Source organism: Gordonia otitidis NBRC 100426 (assembly GCF_000248075.1).
Taxonomy (GTDB): Bacteria; Actinomycetota; Actinomycetes; order Mycobacteriales; family Mycobacteriaceae; genus Gordonia; species Gordonia otitidis.
The window spans coordinates 34,405-51,556 of sequence record NZ_BAFB01000025.1; the positions used below are offsets into that span (position 1 = coordinate 34,405).

15 protein-coding genes are annotated in these 17,152 nt (G+C 65.9%); 8 read left to right on the plus strand and 7 right to left on the minus strand.

What is annotated here, in order from left to right; genetic code table 11:
• Window positions 1-2,220 carry an RNA polymerase recycling motor ATPase HelR gene (helR, locus tag GOOTI_RS02715; RefSeq protein WP_007237022.1) on the plus strand — a complete coding sequence of 740 codons (2,220 nt, stop codon included), beginning with the start codon at window positions 1-3 and terminating at the stop codon, window positions 2,218-2,220.
• 19 nt (window positions 2,221-2,239) lie between these two features.
• On the opposite strand, the gene GOOTI_RS02720 is transcribed toward helR, so the two are convergent.
• The 4 genes from GOOTI_RS02720 to GOOTI_RS02735 form a co-directional block, all read right to left on the minus strand.
• The gene (locus GOOTI_RS02720) at window positions 2,240-4,555 is read right to left on the minus strand and encodes a HelD family protein (protein ID WP_007237023.1); all 2,316 of its coding nucleotides are present in this window, start codon (window positions 4,553-4,555) and stop codon (window positions 2,240-2,242) included.
• Window positions 4,552-5,307, minus strand: coding sequence for a hypothetical protein (locus tag GOOTI_RS02725; protein ID WP_007237024.1), 756 nt, complete (start codon window positions 5,305-5,307; stop codon window positions 4,552-4,554). Before GOOTI_RS02725 ends, GOOTI_RS02720 begins: the two co-directional genes overlap by 4 nt.
• A 59-nt stretch (window positions 5,308-5,366) precedes the next feature.
• Window positions 5,367-6,308 (minus strand): DoxX family membrane protein, encoded by a 942-nt coding sequence (locus tag GOOTI_RS02730; RefSeq protein WP_039993198.1) that lies wholly within the window; start codon window positions 6,306-6,308, stop codon window positions 5,367-5,369.
• Between the two features lie 258 nt (window positions 6,309-6,566).
• The gene (locus GOOTI_RS02735) at window positions 6,567-7,253 is read right to left on the minus strand and encodes an MBL fold metallo-hydrolase (protein WP_007237026.1); all 687 of its coding nucleotides are present in this window, start codon (window positions 7,251-7,253) and stop codon (window positions 6,567-6,569) included.
• A gap of 270 nt (window positions 7,254-7,523) precedes the next feature.
• Between GOOTI_RS02735 and uvrA the strand changes: the two genes are divergently transcribed.
• Window positions 7,524-10,406 carry an excinuclease ABC subunit UvrA gene (uvrA, locus tag GOOTI_RS02740; RefSeq protein WP_039993199.1) on the plus strand — a complete coding sequence of 961 codons (2,883 nt, stop codon included), beginning with the start codon at window positions 7,524-7,526 and terminating at the stop codon, window positions 10,404-10,406.
• Between the two features lie 22 nt (window positions 10,407-10,428).
• Here the strand turns inward: uvrA and GOOTI_RS02745 are convergent, their stop codons facing one another.
• Window positions 10,429-10,815, minus strand: coding sequence for a hypothetical protein (locus tag GOOTI_RS02745; protein ID WP_007237028.1), 387 nt, complete (start codon window positions 10,813-10,815; stop codon window positions 10,429-10,431).
• Window positions 10,816-11,098: 283 nt separating this feature from the next.
• Window positions 11,099-11,548: a DUF1844 domain-containing protein gene (locus GOOTI_RS02750; RefSeq protein ID WP_007237029.1), complete on the minus strand. Its 450-nt coding sequence runs from the start codon at window positions 11,546-11,548 to the stop codon at window positions 11,099-11,101.
• Between the two features lie 264 nt (window positions 11,549-11,812).
• Here GOOTI_RS02750 and infC point away from each other — a divergent pair, with 264 nt between their 5' ends.
• The 4 genes from infC to GOOTI_RS02770 all read left to right on the plus strand — a co-directional run bounded on the left by infC (window position 11,813) and on the right by GOOTI_RS02770 (window position 14,032).
• The gene (infC, locus tag GOOTI_RS02755; RefSeq protein ID WP_007237030.1) at window positions 11,813-12,466 is read left to right on the plus strand and encodes a translation initiation factor IF-3; all 654 of its coding nucleotides are present in this window, start codon (window positions 11,813-11,815) and stop codon (window positions 12,464-12,466) included.
• A 100-nt stretch (window positions 12,467-12,566) separates the two neighbouring features.
• Window positions 12,567-12,761 carry a 50S ribosomal protein L35 gene (gene rpmI / locus GOOTI_RS02760; RefSeq protein WP_007237031.1) on the plus strand — a complete coding sequence of 65 codons (195 nt, stop codon included), beginning with the start codon at window positions 12,567-12,569 and terminating at the stop codon, window positions 12,759-12,761.
• Window positions 12,762-12,801: 40 nt separating this feature from the next.
• Window positions 12,802-13,182 carry a 50S ribosomal protein L20 gene (rplT, locus tag GOOTI_RS02765; RefSeq protein ID WP_007237032.1) on the plus strand — a complete coding sequence of 127 codons (381 nt, stop codon included), beginning with the start codon at window positions 12,802-12,804 and terminating at the stop codon, window positions 13,180-13,182.
• Window positions 13,183-13,234: 52 nt separating this feature from the next.
• Window positions 13,235-14,032: a TrmH family RNA methyltransferase gene (locus tag GOOTI_RS02770; protein ID WP_007237033.1), complete on the plus strand. Its 798-nt coding sequence runs from the start codon at window positions 13,235-13,237 to the stop codon at window positions 14,030-14,032.
• Between the two features lie 9 nt (window positions 14,033-14,041).
• On the opposite strand, the gene GOOTI_RS02775 is transcribed toward GOOTI_RS02770, so the two are convergent.
• Entirely contained in the window at window positions 14,042-14,500 is a 459-nt protein-coding gene (locus GOOTI_RS02775) for an SRPBCC family protein (protein ID WP_007237034.1), read from the minus strand.
• Between the two features lie 92 nt (window positions 14,501-14,592).
• Between GOOTI_RS02775 and GOOTI_RS02780 the strand changes: the two genes are divergently transcribed.
• Together GOOTI_RS02780 and pheS are read left to right on the plus strand one after the other, a co-directional pair.
• Window positions 14,593-15,972 (plus strand): acyltransferase family protein, encoded by a 1,380-nt coding sequence (locus tag GOOTI_RS02780; protein WP_007237035.1) that lies wholly within the window; start codon window positions 14,593-14,595, stop codon window positions 15,970-15,972.
• Window positions 15,973-16,107: 135 nt separating this feature from the next.
• Window positions 16,108-17,139 (plus strand): phenylalanine--tRNA ligase subunit alpha, encoded by a 1,032-nt coding sequence (gene pheS, locus GOOTI_RS02785; protein WP_039993213.1) that lies wholly within the window; start codon window positions 16,108-16,110, stop codon window positions 17,137-17,139.
• Window positions 17,140-17,152: the final 13 nt, after the last annotated feature.

Consider the following 17,152-nt stretch of genomic DNA (forward strand, 5'->3'; position numbering starts at 1 on the left):
GTGCCCGCAGTGACAGACGATGTCTTCGACCTCCCGACCGGTTCACCGAAATCGGCGACCCATCTGATCGACGCCGATGTGCGGCACTTCCGTGCCGCGACTCAGAGGCTCGCGCACACCATCGAGACACTCGACGCCCGACGGGATGCCGTGCGCAAGGCGGACGGCGGAGGAGGCCGACGAGCCTTGGACCGCGACCTCGAGGTACACGAGTTGGACGCCCGACTGCGCACGCTGCATCGCTTCGGTCTCGACCTGTGCATCGGACGAATGACGATGACAGGGCACCCCGACCCGGTCTATATCGGACGAGTCGGACTGACCGATCACTCTGGTACACAGCTCCTCGTCGACTGGCGAACTCCCGCCGCAGCACCGTTCTTCACCGCGACGACCGCGCAGCCGATGGGCGTGCGATCGCGACGACGCTATCGGTGGGCACACGGACAGATCGTCGACTACTGGGACGAAGTCTTCACCCCGGACGCCGCCGACGAACACGTCTGGTTAGACGGTGACTCCGCGCTCCTCGCAGGCCTCGGCGCGAGTCGTACGCCACGCATGCGAGACGTGCTGTCGACGATCGCGGCCGACCAGGATGCCATCATCCGCGCCGGCTCCGGCGGCACGCTCGTCGTCGACGGTGGACCTGGAACAGGCAAGACCGTCGTCGCGCTCCATCGGGCCGCGTATCTGCTCTATTCCGATCCCCGGTTGTCGCGTGGGCGGCTGTTGATAGTGGGGCCACACGACGCGTACCTGGCTTACGTCGCCGACGTCCTGCCCAGCCTGGGCGAAGAGGGAGTTCAGACGTGCACTCTGCGTGATCTGGCGGCCGATGGCGGTCTCGCTCACGCGGCAAGCAGTGCGATACACGAAGACGACGAGACCGTCGCCAGGCTGAAATCGACCGATGCGATGGTCGATGCGATCGAGACCGCAGTGTGCTGGTACGAGGAGCCGCCCACAGAGCCGGTGCTCGTCGACACCGAGTGGGCGGCTGTGACGCTCACACCGGCAGACTGGGCCGAGTCATTCGCCGCGCCCGAGCCCGGAACACCGCACAACGAGGCGCGGGAAGCGATCTGGCAGCACCTCGCCGATGTCGTCCGCCGCCGCACGGACGACACGGCCGACATCGCAGAGGTGCGAGAAGCGCTGCAGCGCAACGAGGACGTCGTACAAGCGGTCGTACGTCATTGGCCGATGCTCGACGCCGCGGATCTCGTCGGCGACCTGTGGACGGTCCCCGCATTCCTACGAATGTGCGCGCCGTGGCTCACGCCTGCCGAGGTGCGGTTACTCCAGCGTCCTCGGCCGGATGCGTGGACCGATGTCGATCTTCCCCTGCTCGATGCCGCGCGAGCCAGACTAGGTGATCCCGACGCGGAGGCGCGCACGCGACGTCGGGCCGCGGCGCTGCGTGCGGAACGTCGACGAATGGATCTCGTCGTCGGCGACCTCCTCGAGTCGGTGGCCTATGACGACGGTGAGGGCTTGATGTCGATGCTTCGGCGGGACGATTTACGCGATGTCCTGGTCGACCCGTCCGCGGCACCCGTGACGGGCCCCGCCGCACTGGACGGTCCGTTCGCGCACGTGATCGTCGACGAAGCGCAGGAACTGACGCAGGCGCAATGGCGAATGTTGCTCAGGCGCACTCCGACCGGCAGTTTCACCGTGGTCGGCGACAGGGCGCAGGCGCGCGCCGGTTTCACGGAGTCGTGGTCGGACAGGCTATGCGGCGTCGGGTGTCGCGGTGTGCGTGTCGCGTCTCTCTCCGTCAACTACCGAACGCCAGCCGAGATCATGGCTGCTGCGGAACCAGTCATCCGCGCGGCGATCCCGGACGCCAACGTGCCCTCGTCGATCCGTGAGTCCGGAATTCCTGTGCGGCATGTCGGCTACAGCGAGCGTGCGGCTGTGCTGACCGCGTGGCTCGAGGAGAACGATGAGGGGATTGCGTGCGTGATCGGGGATCCGAGCTTTGTCGGAACCGAACGTGTGCGGGCGCTCGATCCTCTCACCGCGAAGGGACTCGAGTTCGATCTGGTCGTCGTGGTCGAGTCGTCGAGTGTCGGCAACGGGATCACCGAAGCCGTCGACCGCTACGTGTCGATGACGCGTGCCACCAGGGAACTGGTCATCCTCCACACCGACGAGTCGGGCCACGACGCGAATCTCGCCGCAGTGACAGCGGAACAGGCGGCGGACACCTGATCGGTGACTACGTCGATGCTCAGCGCTGCGGCAGGTCGGCGAGTTCTGCGGGGAGAGAGTCGGCATTGACCACGACAAGACGCTGGGTACTGCGGGTGAGCGCGACATAGAGATCGCTGTAGCCGCGCGGCGACTGCTCGATCAGCGCACTCGGTTCGACGACGACCGTCGTGTCGAACTCGAGTCCCTTGCACGTGGTCACGGTGTGGACGCGGGGCAGTTCGTCGATGCCGAGTGATGCCGCATCGAGGTCGGCGACGCTGCGCGATGTCTCCTCGAACAGGCTGTCGGGCACCACGATTCCGGTCAGGCCACTGAACTGGGGCGTGGTTGCCTCCGCGACGGCGGTGGCGACGAGATCGGCGGCGGTCGACGATCGGGCGTACGGTTCGATTCCGTTGCTACGCAACGAGGTCGGGGGAGTCAGTGAGTCGCCTACGTGCGCCAGCACGCGTGTGGCGTATGTCATGATCTCGCTCGGAGTGCGGTAGTTGACGGTCAGTTCGCGCAATTGCCAACGGTTTGCGACGTAAGGCGTCAACACTTCGCCCCACGACGTCGTGCCCGCGAGATCGCCTGTCTGGGCGGTGTCGCCGATGATGGTCATCCACCGATTCGGAATTCGACGCATCACCATGCGCCACGCCATTCCCGACAGTTCCTGGGCCTCGTCGACGATGACGTGCCCGAAGGTCCACGTACGATCGTTGAACGCGCGTTCCGCGGTGGTCGCGCGCTGCACTTCGGTCTGGCGTGCGGCGAGTTGTTCGGCGTCGATCAGGTCGTACGCCATGAGGATCTCCGGGTCGAGTTCGTCCTCGAGATCCTGTGGGGCGGAACCGGTGAGGATGTCGAGGGCGTCCTGTGCGTCGGCCAGTTGTCGACGCCACCGCTCACGCTCGGCGCGTTCGGCTTCGTCGGTGCCGTATCCGACGAGTTCGGCCAGTTCGTCGAGCAACGGGACGTCGGCGGGCGTGAACTCGTCGGCACCTGCTGTGGCGCGTGGGCGCTGCAGGGCCGAACGATCGTCGTCCGACCAACCCGGTGTCGCCTTGCGTATCGCAGCAGGGTCGTCGTAGAGCCCACGGAGCACGTCCTGGGGTGTGAGGGTCGGCCAGAACTCGAGCAGTGCGTCACGGATGTCCGGATCGCGGCCCATGTCGTCGCGAATGTCTTTCAGATCGGCCGAGGTGAGCAGTTGTGATCCGTCGAGGAGGCTGGCCCCGATGACCGAAGAGTGCCTGGCTGCGAGCGCATCGAGGGCCGAACGCAGGAACACCGGCTGCGCCTGGTTGTGTGCCCTCCGTGAACCCCGCGCCGCAGCGCGTGCGGACTTGATGAGTGCACTGTCGATCTCGACGCGATAGCCGTCGAAGTCGACGGGCACCGGCTTGGTCGGCAGCGACTCGTACGAGCGGACGGTGCGCTTGAGGACGTCGAGCATCTGCAGGCGGCCTTTGACCTCGCGGGTGCGGCGTGGTTCGTCCGCCGTTGCGGTGACACCGGGAAAGAGTTCTCCGATCGTGGCCAGCAGCACACCGGATTCGCCGAGGGAGGGCAGCACCTGGCCGATGTAGTCGAGGAAGTCGCTGTTGGGGCCGATGATGAGGATTCCGCTGCGCGAGAGGATGTCTCGATGCGTGTACAGCAGATAGGCGGCGCGGTGGAGCGCGACCGCGGTCTTGCCGGTGCCGGGTCCGCCCTGGATGACGGTGACCCCGCGATGAGGTGAGCGGATGATCAGATCCTGCTCGCGCTGGATCGTCTCGACGATGTCGGTCATCTCGCCCGTGCGCGCGGCGTTCAGCGCGGCGACGAGTGCCGATTCGTTGACGACGTCGCCGTGGGCTGACTCGTCGACCGACGCCTCTCCCGCGGTGAGGAATTCGTCGTTGACCTCGCGTACACCACGATTGCGGGTGCGGATGTGTCTGCGTCGGGCAACGTCTTCAGGCGCTGCAGGCGTGGCGAGGTAGAACGCTCTCGACAGCGGCGCGCGCCAGTCGAGCAGCAGCGTGGTGTCGTCGTCATCGTCGTCGAGGACGCCGATCCGTCCGATCCGTCGGATCTCGCCGTCGTCGAGATCGAGCCGACCGAAATACAGATTATGTTCTGCCGCATCATATTTCGCCAGGTCGTCGACATACATGCGTTCGTAGGACTCGCGCTCGGACAACGCCTGCGGAGTCCCGGCCGACTCGCGCAGTGTCGCGGCCAGTCGGCGCCTGGTGTTTGCGCGCATCCTGTCCAGACGCCGATAGACGGCATCGAGGTGTGTTTGTTCCTCGTCGATCCGCGGATCGGTGCGCTCGGCGTGCGTCGGTGAACTGCTCATCGCGAGCCGCCCTCGGAGTGGACGTGCGCGAAGCCGTCGTCGCGGCAGAGTCCTGACTCGTGGATTCGTCGAGTCAGTGCTGCTGCGCGGCTGCGTGATCGACCGAGTTCCGCGCAGACCGCAGCGGGCTCTCCGGCCAGCGACGAATCGTCGAGGAAAGTCGAGAGGTGCCGCAGAACCGTGCGTTGAGTGCCGAAGGTGAGCGGCGTCGAACGCCGGTCGGTCAACACGCCGTGCCGCGAGGCGTACAGGGCGAACTGAGGCACCGGTGAGGAATGCAGGGGAGGGAAGGTCGTCTCGCGCGGGCACGTCTCGGTGTCGACGACGCCGGTGATTCGTCGGTCGCCGAACTCGCGGTCGTCGGCTTCACGCAGGGGATGAGAGGTCGTGGTCACTGTCAATCGATGGTAGTTGGGTTCGGTCGAATCGAGTGCTGTCAGTTGGTCTTCGTCGAGCCAGAAGGCTGATACGACGCTGACGGAACCGGGCGACACGAACGGGGCCGCCGGGATGTACCCGCGCGCCGCCACATGCGCCGAATACCCGAGTGCGATGCTACTGACGGCGACGCGCGTCGGGCGGATGTCGGCGCCTCGGTGGTCGGCGAGCTTCGCACGCAGGACCGCAGTCGAGGCATTGGAGCCGACCGCGACCATCAACGTGTGTCCGTCGGGTCGATCGGCAAGCGGAACGTCGTCGACGGGATCTGTCAGCCACGGGTAGCGGTGCGGTGGAAATACCGCGGACCCCATCCGCCGTGTCGGAGAGGATTCCGGTGGGGCCGATGGGGTCCGCGCGTCGAGCGAAGGGATCAGGATCGCGCCTTGCGCCAGCGCTTCTTGCCGTCGGCCACAGCGGAATCGGCTTTGTCGCCCGCCGTGGAGACGAGTTCTTTCGCCGATTCGGCCAGCTCTGCTGAGCGCTCGCGAGCGAGTTCAGCCAGCTCTGCCGAACGCTCCCGGGCGGTCTCTGCGATCTCCGGCGCGCGGTCGCGGACCTTGTCGGCGAAGTCGGCGGAGCGTTCGCGGGCGGTTTCGGCGATCTCGGGTGCGCGGTCGCGGACCTTGTCGGCGAAGTCGGCGGAGCGTTCGCGGGCGGTTTCGGCGATCTCGGGTGCGCGGTCGCGGAACTTCTCCGCGGCTTCGGCCGAGCGTTCCCCGAGCTTGTGCGCATCCTGCTTCAGCAGGTCTGCGGCCTCACTCGACTTCTCGCCGAGGACCGACGCCGATTCCTGGGCGTGGTCACGCAACGAGTCCCAGGCGGTCGTGCCCGCCTTGGCGCCGAGTGGCAGCGCTGCGAGCGCGGCGTCGGCCTTGCGTCGGCCGCGCCAGGCGAGTGACGGCTTGCCCTCGGTGTCAGCTGCCGAGATCAGCAGACCGCCCATCAGGCTCAGGTTCTTGAGGAAGTGAGTGCGGTGCATGTTCCGTGCCACCGGATCGGACTCCTCCCAGAACGGGTGACCGGCGAAGGTCGTCGGTGCGAGGGAGGCCGCGAGGACCGCGGATGCGAAGCGCGGGAACTTGCCCGACGCCAGCAGAACGCCGCTCGCCAGTTGGACGCCGCCGTTGACACGGACGAGGGTGACGGGGTCGGTGGGGATGACGGAGGTCACCTCGTCGGGCAGTACTCCGACGGTGCTCTCCAGGAACGGCTCGGCGACTTCGGCCCGCTTCTGCGGATCGCGCAGGGCCTCGAAGCCGGACACGATGAATACCGATGCGAGCATCGGTCGGGCGATTCGGCGGAGGATCATCTTCTTGACACGGTCCCTTCGATGGTCACTGTTGGTCTCGCTCACGGGTGTACCGGATGGTCTCGCCGTGATGGTCTGGCGCGGTGCTGATGTTGCTCGGTCATCTCTAACTCGGTCATCGGCCGTGGTGGGTGCGGTGGAGCACCCCGCCCACCGGGACGACGGCACTCTCCGAGGCTACCCGCCTGCCCCGGGGACGCTCCCGAGAGTTGATGATTTCCCGCAACTGCCGTGGTCGCCGGTCGGTCTCGGCCAGCGTCACCAGCCCCGCTCGCGCCACTCCGACAGGGACGGGCGCTCCGTGCCGATCGTCGTGTCCTTGCCGTGGCCGGGGTAGACGACCGTCGAGTCGGGATAGCGGTCGAACACTTTCGCTTCGACGTCGTCGACGAGAGTCTCGAAGTCACCCGGCGCCCAGGTTTTGCCGACCCCGCCCGGGAACAGTGAGTCTCCGGTGAACAGGTGAACGACTCCTGTCGCAGGATCGGTGAGCGCCAGCGCGATCGAACCGGGGGTGTGGCCGACGAGGTGGATCGCGTCGAAATGGAGGTCTCCGACCGTCAGGGCGTCGCCGTCGTCGAGGAGAACGTCGGGCTGCACCGGCAGTTCGGGTGCGTCGATCCGGCCCGCGGCGGTGGACGCGCCCGTGGCCTTCGCGACATCGGCGAGCGCCTGCCAATGGTCGTAGTGCTGATGGGTGGTGAAGATGGTGCGCGGCGTACCGCCGATCACGGCGAGGGCGGCGAGGATCGTGTCGGCGTCGTTGGCTGCATCGATGATGAGCTGGTCGCCGGTTGCGGTGCTGGTCACGATGTAGACGTTGTTGTCCATCGGACCGACCGACACCTTCACGATCGATGCATTGCCGAGTGTGCGTCGTTGTGGACCGGATTCGGAGAGGTCGCCGGTGTAGTCGTCGGTGATGGTGAGGTCGGGCGAGGTCATGGATTCAGCCTAGTCACGCACGTATCCGCAGTGGACCTGGTCGGCGTCGACGGCGTCGGGAACACCAGGTGGGCCGCGTATCGTTGACAAGTGTTGTGGCGCTGCCCGTCGAGGTCGGGTTCAGCGTCGAGAGTTCTTGTCGGTGGTCGCCGTTATGGTTGCCACGGACACGCCCTGCGCGACATCAGGCGACGACTGATGCGCGCCGGCGGCCGGGCGCGCGGCGATCCCGCGCCGACGGCTGACCGAGACATGTGAGATAGGACAAGAGTGGTTGATCGTTTGATCGTCCGTGGTGCCCGCGAACACAACCTTCGCGGTGTCGATGTGGATCTACCCCGCGACAGCCTGATCGTGTTCACGGGACTGTCCGGATCGGGAAAATCGTCGTTGGCCTTCGACACGATCTTCGCCGAGGGGCAGCGCCGCTACGTCGAGTCGCTCTCGGCCTACGCGCGACAGTTCCTCGGCCAGATGGACAAGCCGGACGTCGACTTCATCGAGGGACTCTCGCCCGCCGTGTCGATCGACCAGAAGTCGACGAACCGGAATCCGCGGTCGACGGTCGGCACGATCACCGAGGTGTACGACTACCTGCGCCTGCTGTACGCACGCGCGGGAGTCGCACATTGTCCGATCTGCGGCGCGGAGATCGCCAAGCAGACGCCTCAGCAGATCGTCGACCAGGTGCTTGCGATGGAGGAGGGCACCCGCTTCCAGGTGCTCGCACCGGTTGTGCGAACCCGCAAGGGAGAGTTCGTCGATCTGTTCGCCGAGTTGCAGACGCAGGGCTTCTCCCGCGCCCGTGTCGACGGGAAAGTCCACTCGCTGGCGGACCCGCCCAAGCTGAAGAAGCAGGAGAAGCACGACATCGACGTGGTCGTCGATCGTCTCGTCGTGAAGTCGAGCGCCAAGCAGCGCCTCACCGATTCTGTCGAGACGGCGCTGCGCTTGGCCGACGGCATCGTGGTTCTCGACTTCGTCGACGTCGACGAGAAGGACCCGAAGCGCGAGCGCCGTTTCTCCGAGCGGATGGCGTGCCCGAACGGCCATCCGATCGCCATCGACGACCTCGAGCCCCGATCGTTCTCCTTCAACTCGCCCTACGGGGCGTGTCCGGAATGCGACGGCCTCGGCATCCGCAAGGAGGTCGACGAGGATCTCGTCGTTCCCGATCCGGACCTGTCGTTGTCGGAAGGCGCCATCGCGCCGTGGTCGACCGGACACAACGCCGACTACTTCCTGCGGCTCATGTCCGGTTTGGCTGATCAGATGGGCTTCGACGTCGACACCCCGTGGAAGAAGCTGCCGGCCAAGGCGCGCAACGCGTTGCTCAATGGCAGCGACCATCAGGTCCACGTGAAGTTCCGCAACAGGTACGGGCGCACACGGTCGTATTACACCGAGTTCGAGGGTGTGATGGCGTTCCTGAACCGGCGCATGGACCAGACCGAGTCCGAGCAGATGAAGGAACGCTACGAGGGCTACATGCGCGACGTGCCGTGCCCGGTGTGTCAGGGTGCGCGTCTGCGTCCGGAGATTCTCGCGGTGACACTCGACCACCCCCAGTACGGGCCGAAGTCGATCGCCGAGGTGTCGGCCCTGTCGGTCGCCGATGCCGCCGACTACCTCGGGGGACTCACACTCGACAAACGCCAGCAGGCCATCGCCGGACGCGTCCTCAAAGAGGTGCAGGCACGCATCACGTTCCTGCTCGACGTCGGCCTCGACTATCTGTCGCTGTCTCGTGCTGCTGGGTCGCTGTCCGGTGGTGAAGCGCAGCGTATCCGGCTGGCGACACAGATCGGGTCCGGCCTGGCCGGTGTGCTCTACGTCCTCGACGAACCATCAATCGGTTTGCATCAGCGCGACAACCGTCGACTGATCGACACCCTCACCCGCCTGCGCGATCTCGGCAACACGCTGATCGTCGTCGAGCACGACGAGGACACGATCAGAGCGGCCGACTGGATCGTCGACATCGGACCCCGTGCCGGCGAGCACGGCGGCCACGTCGTGCACTCGGGTAGCTACAAGGACCTACTCAAGAACCGGAAGTCGTTGACGGGCAACTACCTTGCCGGTCGCGACACTTTGCCGGTCCCGCCGATCCGACGTCCGATCAACAAGAACCGCCAGCTCACGGTTGTCGGGGCGCGTGAGCACAATCTGCGCGGCATCGACGTCTCGTTCCCGCTCGGCGTGCTCACCGCCGTCACCGGGGTCTCCGGATCGGGAAAGTCGACACTGGTCAACGACATCCTCGCAACGGTGCTCGCGAACAAGCTCAACGGTGCGCGGCAGGTTCCGGGTCGCCACACGCGGGTGAACGGACTGGGCAACCTCGACAAACTCGTGCAGGTCGACCAGTCGCCGATCGGCAGGACGCCGCGTTCGAATCCAGCAACCTACACCGGTGTCTTCGACAAGATCCGCACATTGTTCGCTGCGACGACCGAGGCCAAGGTCCGTGGCTACCAGCCGGGTCGGTTCTCGTTCAACGTCAAGGGCGGGCGCTGCGAGGCGTGCCAGGGCGAGGGCACCATCAAGATCGAGATGAACTTCCTGCCCGATGTGTACGTTCCGTGCGAGGTGTGTCATGGCGCGCGGTACAACCGTGAGACGCTCGAGGTGCACTACAAGGGCAAGACCATCTCCGAGGTGCTCGACATGCCGATCGAGGAGGCTGCCGAGTTCTTCGAACCGGTGACCTCGATCCACCGCTATCTCAAGACCCTGGTCGACGTCGGCCTCGGTTACGTCCGTCTAGGACAGCCCGCGCCGACGCTGTCCGGCGGCGAGGCTCAGCGCGTGAAACTGGCGGCCGAGTTGCAGAAGCGATCCGCCGGACGCACCGTCTACATCCTCGACGAACCGACGACCGGACTGCACTTCGAGGACATCAAGAAGCTGCTCGACGTGATCAACGGGCTCGTCGACAAGGGCAACACGGTCATCGTGATCGAGCACAACCTCGATGTCATCAAGACCGCCGACTGGGTCATCGACATGGGGCCCGAAGGCGGAACCGGCGGCGGCACGGTGATCGCGGAAGGAACGCCCGAGGACATCGCACTCACCCCGGGAAGTCACACCGGAAAGTTCCTCGCCGAGGTCCTCGACACCGAGGAGTCCGTCGCCACCGCTGGGTGACGGGTCAGGAAAAGTATCCAGGTCAGGAACCCATGGACTTCCTGATCTCGTCGAGCTTCTTCTTCGCGGCTTCCTCCCGCTTGCGCACCATCTCGTCGATGCTCCGCCCCTCGGGCGAGGCGTCGGCGAGTTCGTGCGATCCGATCGCCGTCGAGATGCGCTTCTCGATCTTGTCGCGGACGAAGTCGAAGCTCGGTACCCCCTGCTCGTTGTAATCGGGGTCGACGTGTGCGGTGCCCGACACCGAGGGCATACCCGCGGAACCGGAGCCAGTGGGCCCGTGCTCGACGACGTCCGCATCGAGGATCTCGGCGTCGACGACGTCCCCGAGGGGCGGTTGCTCTCCGGCCGACGCGGGGGAGGGGTCTTTCGGGTCGACGTGGTCGTCGGGGCTGCCGTCGGAGGTCATGGACCCAGGCTAGCCGCTCCTCAGACATTGCGGCCCTCCTACACACGACGACGGACGCCGTCGCGACCGGATTGATGGTCGCCACGACGTCCGTCGACGGGCTGCAGAGGTGGTCTGCGGGGGTGCTGCCGTGTTCTCCACCGAGGGGTAGTCCTCCGTGGAGAACTGTCAGCGAGGGGAGTAGGTCAGGCAGTTGGCGGTGTCGGAACTCTCGCCCGCGCCGATGCGCACCGCGGTGGCTGTGCACTCGAGACAGTAGGCGGATCGCGGACGATCCGACCGGTCACCGACGACGATCGCGAACCGGTCCGGTGTACTTCTCACCCGGGCCTTCACCCGGCTCGTCGGGGTAGGCGCTCGCGTCACGGAACGCCAGTTGCAGTTGCTTGAGGCCGTCGCGAATCGGGGCTGCGTGAACGCCGAGGTCGGGCTTCGCCGCGTCGACGAGCCCGGCCAGAGCAGTGATGAGTTTGCGGGCCTCGTCGAGGTCGGCGTCGTCCTCGGATGCTCCGGGCGCCAATCCGAGTTTCTCGGCCGATGCACTCATCAGCATGACGATGGCTCGGGTGACGATCTCGATCGAGGGAATGTCGACGAGGTCGCGGACGTTGTCCATTGCGTCTACGGAAGTTGTCACGTCGACACGTTCGGTATCGCCGAGAGCGTCGTTCCGGACGGTGGTGAGGTCGTCACCTGCATCATCGCCCGAAGGCGAATAGGTGTTTTCGGGCATGGCTGATAGACTTCCATAGCACGACCGCCCCGGTTGGCGCCGGGGTCGCAAGTGGAGTTCCGCTCCCACCGCTACGACGCGTCGAATCAGTGCGTTTTGCGCACCAGTGTTCACGCAGTTGTGCGGTCCGGTCCCGCCGACAGGCAACGGAGTTTTCCGGCCTGTTGGCGCTGCGCATCGTCGTCGATGCCGGACCGGTCGGTATCGGAGCCCTGAGGATGGACAACACCATCCCGGGGCTCTTCTGCTGAGAGCGCCCTCTCCATGCGCGGCCACCGAACGCTCCGCGACGGCCACCCTGTCAGGATTTATCAAGGAGGCCCCATCAGCACTGAGACCCGCATCAACGAGCGCATCCGCGTACCGGAGGTCCGACTCGTCGGACCGAATTCGGAGCAGGTGGGCATCGTGCGTGTTGAAGATGCGCTGCGCCTGGCCTACGAGGCCGACCTGGACTTGGTCGAGGTCGCACCCGACGCCCGACCGCCGGTGTGCAAGATCATGGACTACGGCAAGTTCAAGTATGAAGCAGCACAGAAGCAACGCGAATCGCGTCGTAACCAACAGTTGACCGTCATCAAGGAGCAGAAGCTCCGGCCGAAGATCGACGACCACGATTACGAGACCAAGAAGGGTCACGTCATCCGGTTCCTCGAAGCAGGCTCGAAGGTGAAGGTCACCATCATGTTCCGCGGCCGCGAGCAGTCGCGACCCGAACTCGGATACCGCCTGCTGCAGCGACTCGGTAACGACGTCGCCGACTACGGCTTCATCGAGACCTCGGCCAAGCAGGACGGCCGCAACATGACCATGGTCCTCGCCCCGCACAAGGGCGCGAAGACCCGCGTGAAAGCCCAGCAGACCCGTGACGACCGCGCACCTCGCCAGCAGGGCGCGAAGGACGACACGACCAGCTAAGCCGACCCGGTCTGAACGGACCGTCGGAGAACCACTGCGGACGCACCGCACCCGATCACCCCGGGTGTGGTTGCTGTTCGCTCAAATGAAGGAACACAACATGCCGAAGAGCAAGACCCACAAGGGCACAGCCAAGCGCTTCAAGGTGACCGGCAGCGGCAAGATCGTCCGCCAGAAGGCCAACCGCCGCCACCTGCTCGAGCACAAGTCCTCTCGCCGTACCCGCCGTCTGGACGGCATCACCGTCGTGAGCCCCAACGACGCACCGCGTATCAAGCGACTGCTCAACCGCTGACGCATCCGACCACCACATCTGACGAACAAGAGGAACTGACATGGCACGCGTGAAAAGGGCTGTCAACGCCCAGAAGAAGCGTCGTTCGACGCTGGAGGCCTCCAAGGGATACCGCGGGCAGCGCTCGCGCCTGTACCGCAAGGCCAAGGAGCAGCAGCTCCACTCGATGACCTACGCCTACCGGGACCGCCGTGCCCGCAAGGGTGAATTCCGCAAGCTGTGGATCGCGCGTATCAACGCTGCGGCCCGCGCCAACGACATCACCTACAACCGCTTCATCCAGGGCCTGAAGGCCGCGGGTGTCGAGGTCGACCGCAAGGTGCTCGCCGACATCGCCGTCACCGATCCGGAGGCCTTCACCGGCCTGGTCGAGGTGGCCCGCAAGGCGCTGCCCACCGACGTCAACGCTCCCGCAGCCTGAGCGTTCACATCGACAACGCACACGACCCGCGAGTGATCACGGACATCTTCTGATGGAGATCCTGTCCGAACGATCCTCGCGGGTCGTGTCGTATGCCAAGCTGCAGCGGGCCGCCACGCGCCGCGCGGAAGGTCGGTTCCTCGTCGAGGGAGCGAATTCGGTCGGCGCTGCGCTCGACAGTGGGCGCGCCGGGCAGATCCTCGTCCGCGAGAGCGACGCGGACCGGCATGCCGACATCCTCGCCGACGCGCTCGGCGCCGGGATCGACGTCGTCGGATTGTCCGACCGCGCCGCCGAGAAGCTCTCCGAAGCGACAACCCCTCCCGGAATCTTCGCAGTCGCCGAGTTGCTCGACGCCTCACTCGCCGACGTACTGTCCAGCGGTCCCCGGTTGCTCGCGGTCGCCGTCGAGGCACGGGAGCCCGGGAACGTCGGGACCTTGATCCGGACAGCAGATGCCATGGGCGCCGACGCCGTGTTGCTGGTCGGTGACTCGGTCGACCCACACAACGGCAAGTGCGTGCGCGCCAGCGCCGGAAGCGTTTTCCACCTGCCGATCGTCCGAGAGCGTGATGTCGACGCGGCACTGGCGTCCGTGCGCACAGCGGGTATCGCACTGCTGGCGACCGCGGCCGACGGAGAACTGATCCTCGACGACGCTGCCGACGTGCTCGTCGAGCCGACCGCATGGCTGTTCGGGAACGAGGCACACGGATTGTCGCCGGTCCATGCGGCAGCCGCCGACTACCGGGTGTCCATTCCGATCCGTGGTCGTGCGGAGAGTCTCAATCTCGCTGCGGCAGCCTCGATCTGCCTCTACGAGAGTGCGCGAGTACAGGCGCGCAGATAGGTCAGGCGCTCACGCCTCAACGATCCTCTTGATCTGCGCCAACGTGGGACCGATACCGGTCGCCGCGGCGGTCAGCCGTATCTGGATCTGGTTGTCGGCGTCGTCACCGAATCTCTCGCTGAAGAATTCCTCGCCGGCGCCGGTGAACGCGGTGTACTCGGTGAGTCGCGTGGTGGCGTCATCGATCGGCTCGAGTCGATAGCCCCACGTTGTCCCGCTCGTTCCGACAGTCCACTCGAACCTGGACCCCGGGTCTGCGACGGTGACCTGCGAGGTGGTCGTCCACTCGCGCGTAGGGGTCCGGTTGTGTCCGGCGAATCTGGCGCCGACGCCGCGTTCGGGCCCGACCCACTCGACGGTATGACACTGCTGGCTCCACTCCCCGGTACGTGTGACGTCGCTGATCACCGCGTACACATCAGCAGCCGACCGGTGGATGTCGATGGAATCCTCGAGCGTGTAGCGCATGACTCGTCAGACTACTCGCGGGTCGAAATGCGCGGGGCAGTTAAGTATTCGCACTCAGGGCTCGGCGGGCTTCTCGGCGAAGACTCGTCGGAGTGCGTGAACACTCCTCCCCGATACCTGTCCCGTCCCGACCGTCGGTTCGCCGCGCCAGGTCGGCTTCCACACAGAGGCCTTCGCCCGCGGAACTCGACGCCATCACCGGCAACCGCGACCGCGTCGTCGACCTGATCCGACTGACCTCACTGATCGTCGTCATCGCAGGCCACTCGCTGATGCTCACCGTCTCGGTCCACGACGGTCGAGTCACGTTGGGCAACACACTCTCCGACGTTCCGATCCTGCAACCGATGACGTGGCTCCTGCAGATCCTTCCGCTGTTCTTCTTTGCCGGCGCCGCTGCGTCGACGTATGGCTGGCGACCCGATTCGTCACCTGGACAGTGGCTGCTGTGCCGGGCACAACGACTGTTCCGTCCGGTTGCGTGGTACCTGGCAACTGTGCTCACCGCATACGCGGTCTGTACATCGATCGGCGCATCCGCGGTCGCTGACGTCGTCGCTCATCTCGGCGTGCAGTTGCTGTGGTTCCTCGGCGCCTATGTTCTGGTTCTTGCGGCCGTACCTGCGCTGCAACGCCTGTCGTCACGACGAGCCGTCCTCGTCGCAACCGCTGTCGCTTGGACGGTGACCGCCGGCGTCGACGTCACACGGCTGGCCGTCGGCGCGTCGGGCCTCGGCTACGTCAACTTCCTGAGTGTCTGGATCATCCCGGCAATGCTGGGCGTCGCCTACGCGAAGCGTCTGTTCACGCGCTTCGAAGCGGCGGTGCTCGGACTCGTCGCGCTGATCATCGACATCCTGCTGGTCAGCCTCGGCCCCTACGAGATGTCGTTGGTGACCGTGCCGGGCCAGCATCTGTCGAACATGAGTCCGCCGAGCCTGCTACTGGCCGGACACACCGTGGTCCTGTGTGCGTTCGCGATCGTGTTGCGCACACCGCTCGCACGCGTCGTCGCTCACACACGCGTGTGGTGGTGGGTCGTACTCGGCAACCGCGGCGCGATGACGCTGTACCTGTGGCATCTGCCCGTACTCGGCGCCATCATCGGTGTCGCTCACCTGTGCGGCTTCACGCGAGATCCGCAGTCGGCCTTGTTCTGGCCGACCGTTCTGGTCACCACAATGCTGCTGCTCGCAGCGATGGTCCCGGTGACCGGTGTCCTCTCGGTTCTCGAGAATCGCCGGCTGCCCTGGTGGGACGAGCCTGTGGCACGTGCCACCACGACATGCCGCGACGTGGCCGTGCTCGTGCTGCTCGCGGTCGTCGCGGTGTCGACACTCCTCGTCGCCCGCGGTGGGATCGTCGAAGAGTGGGGGTGGCTGGCGTCGGGGATCTGTGCGGCGGCCGGTGCCCGGGCAGTCGCTGCGGTGAGTCGGTCGACTACCCTTGATCGCAGTCATCACGTGCACTGACCGGCGCCGTTGTGGTCGGTGACGTGGTCGACAGACCCGACACACACCCGATCGAGGAGTTCGTCGCCCGTGGCAGCATCAACCCCAGGTCCCCGGAACACAGACCAGGGAAACGACGACCGGGACAACGCGGAGTTGCGTTTCCCGGAACCTCAGGAACTCGACGCCGCCGCCGCCGCAGCGACGACGGCATTCGCCGCGGCTGCCGACCTCGACGCCCTCGCGGCCGCCAAGACCGCACACCTCGGTGACCGTTCGCCGATCGCGTTGGCCCGCCGAGCCCTCGGCTCGCTGCCCAAGGAGCAACGGTCGGCGGCGGGCAAGCTGGTCAACGAGGTGCGGGGCCGGGTCAACGCCGACCTGGAGAGCCGCACGGCGACATTGCAGGCAGAGCGCGACGCCGCGGTGCTCGTCTCGGAATCCGTCGATGTCACGCTGCCGAGTCGACGTCGCCCGGCCGGTGCACGACATCCCATCACGGTGATCTCCGAGCAAGTCGCCGATGTCTTCGTCGGCATGGGGTGGGAGATCGCAGAGGGGCCCGAGGTCGAGAGCGAGCACTACAACTTCGACGCACTGAACTTCCTACCCGACCATCCGGCACGGTCGATGCAGGACACCTTCTACATTGCGCCCGAGGGTTCACGTCAGGTGCTGCGCACGCACACCTCTCCAGTCCAGGTGCGCTCGATGCTGTCGCGGGATCTGCCGATCTATGTGGCCTGCCCCGGGCGCACTTTCCGCACCGACGAACTCGACGCCACACACACGCCGGTGTTCCACCAGATCGAGGGACTCGCCGTCGACAAGGGTCTGACGATGGCCAACCTCCGCGGCACGCTCGAAGCGTTTGCCCGGGCACTGTTCGGGCCGGAGACCACGACGCGTATGCGCGCCAGCTACTTCCCGTTCACCGAGCCCTCGGCCGAGGTCGACGTCTGGTTCCCCGCCAAGAAAGGCGGTGCGGGCTGGGTCGAGTGGGGCGGGTGCGGAATGGTCAACCCGAACGTGTTGCGCGCCAGTGGAATCGATCCGGACGTGTACTCGGGGTTCGCGTTCGGGATGGGTCTCGAGCGCACACTTCAGTTCCGAAACGACATCACCGACATGCGCGACATGGTCGAAGGTGACGTCCGCTTCACCCTTCCCTTCGGCCCCGCGGCCTGAACTCACCCCCGTC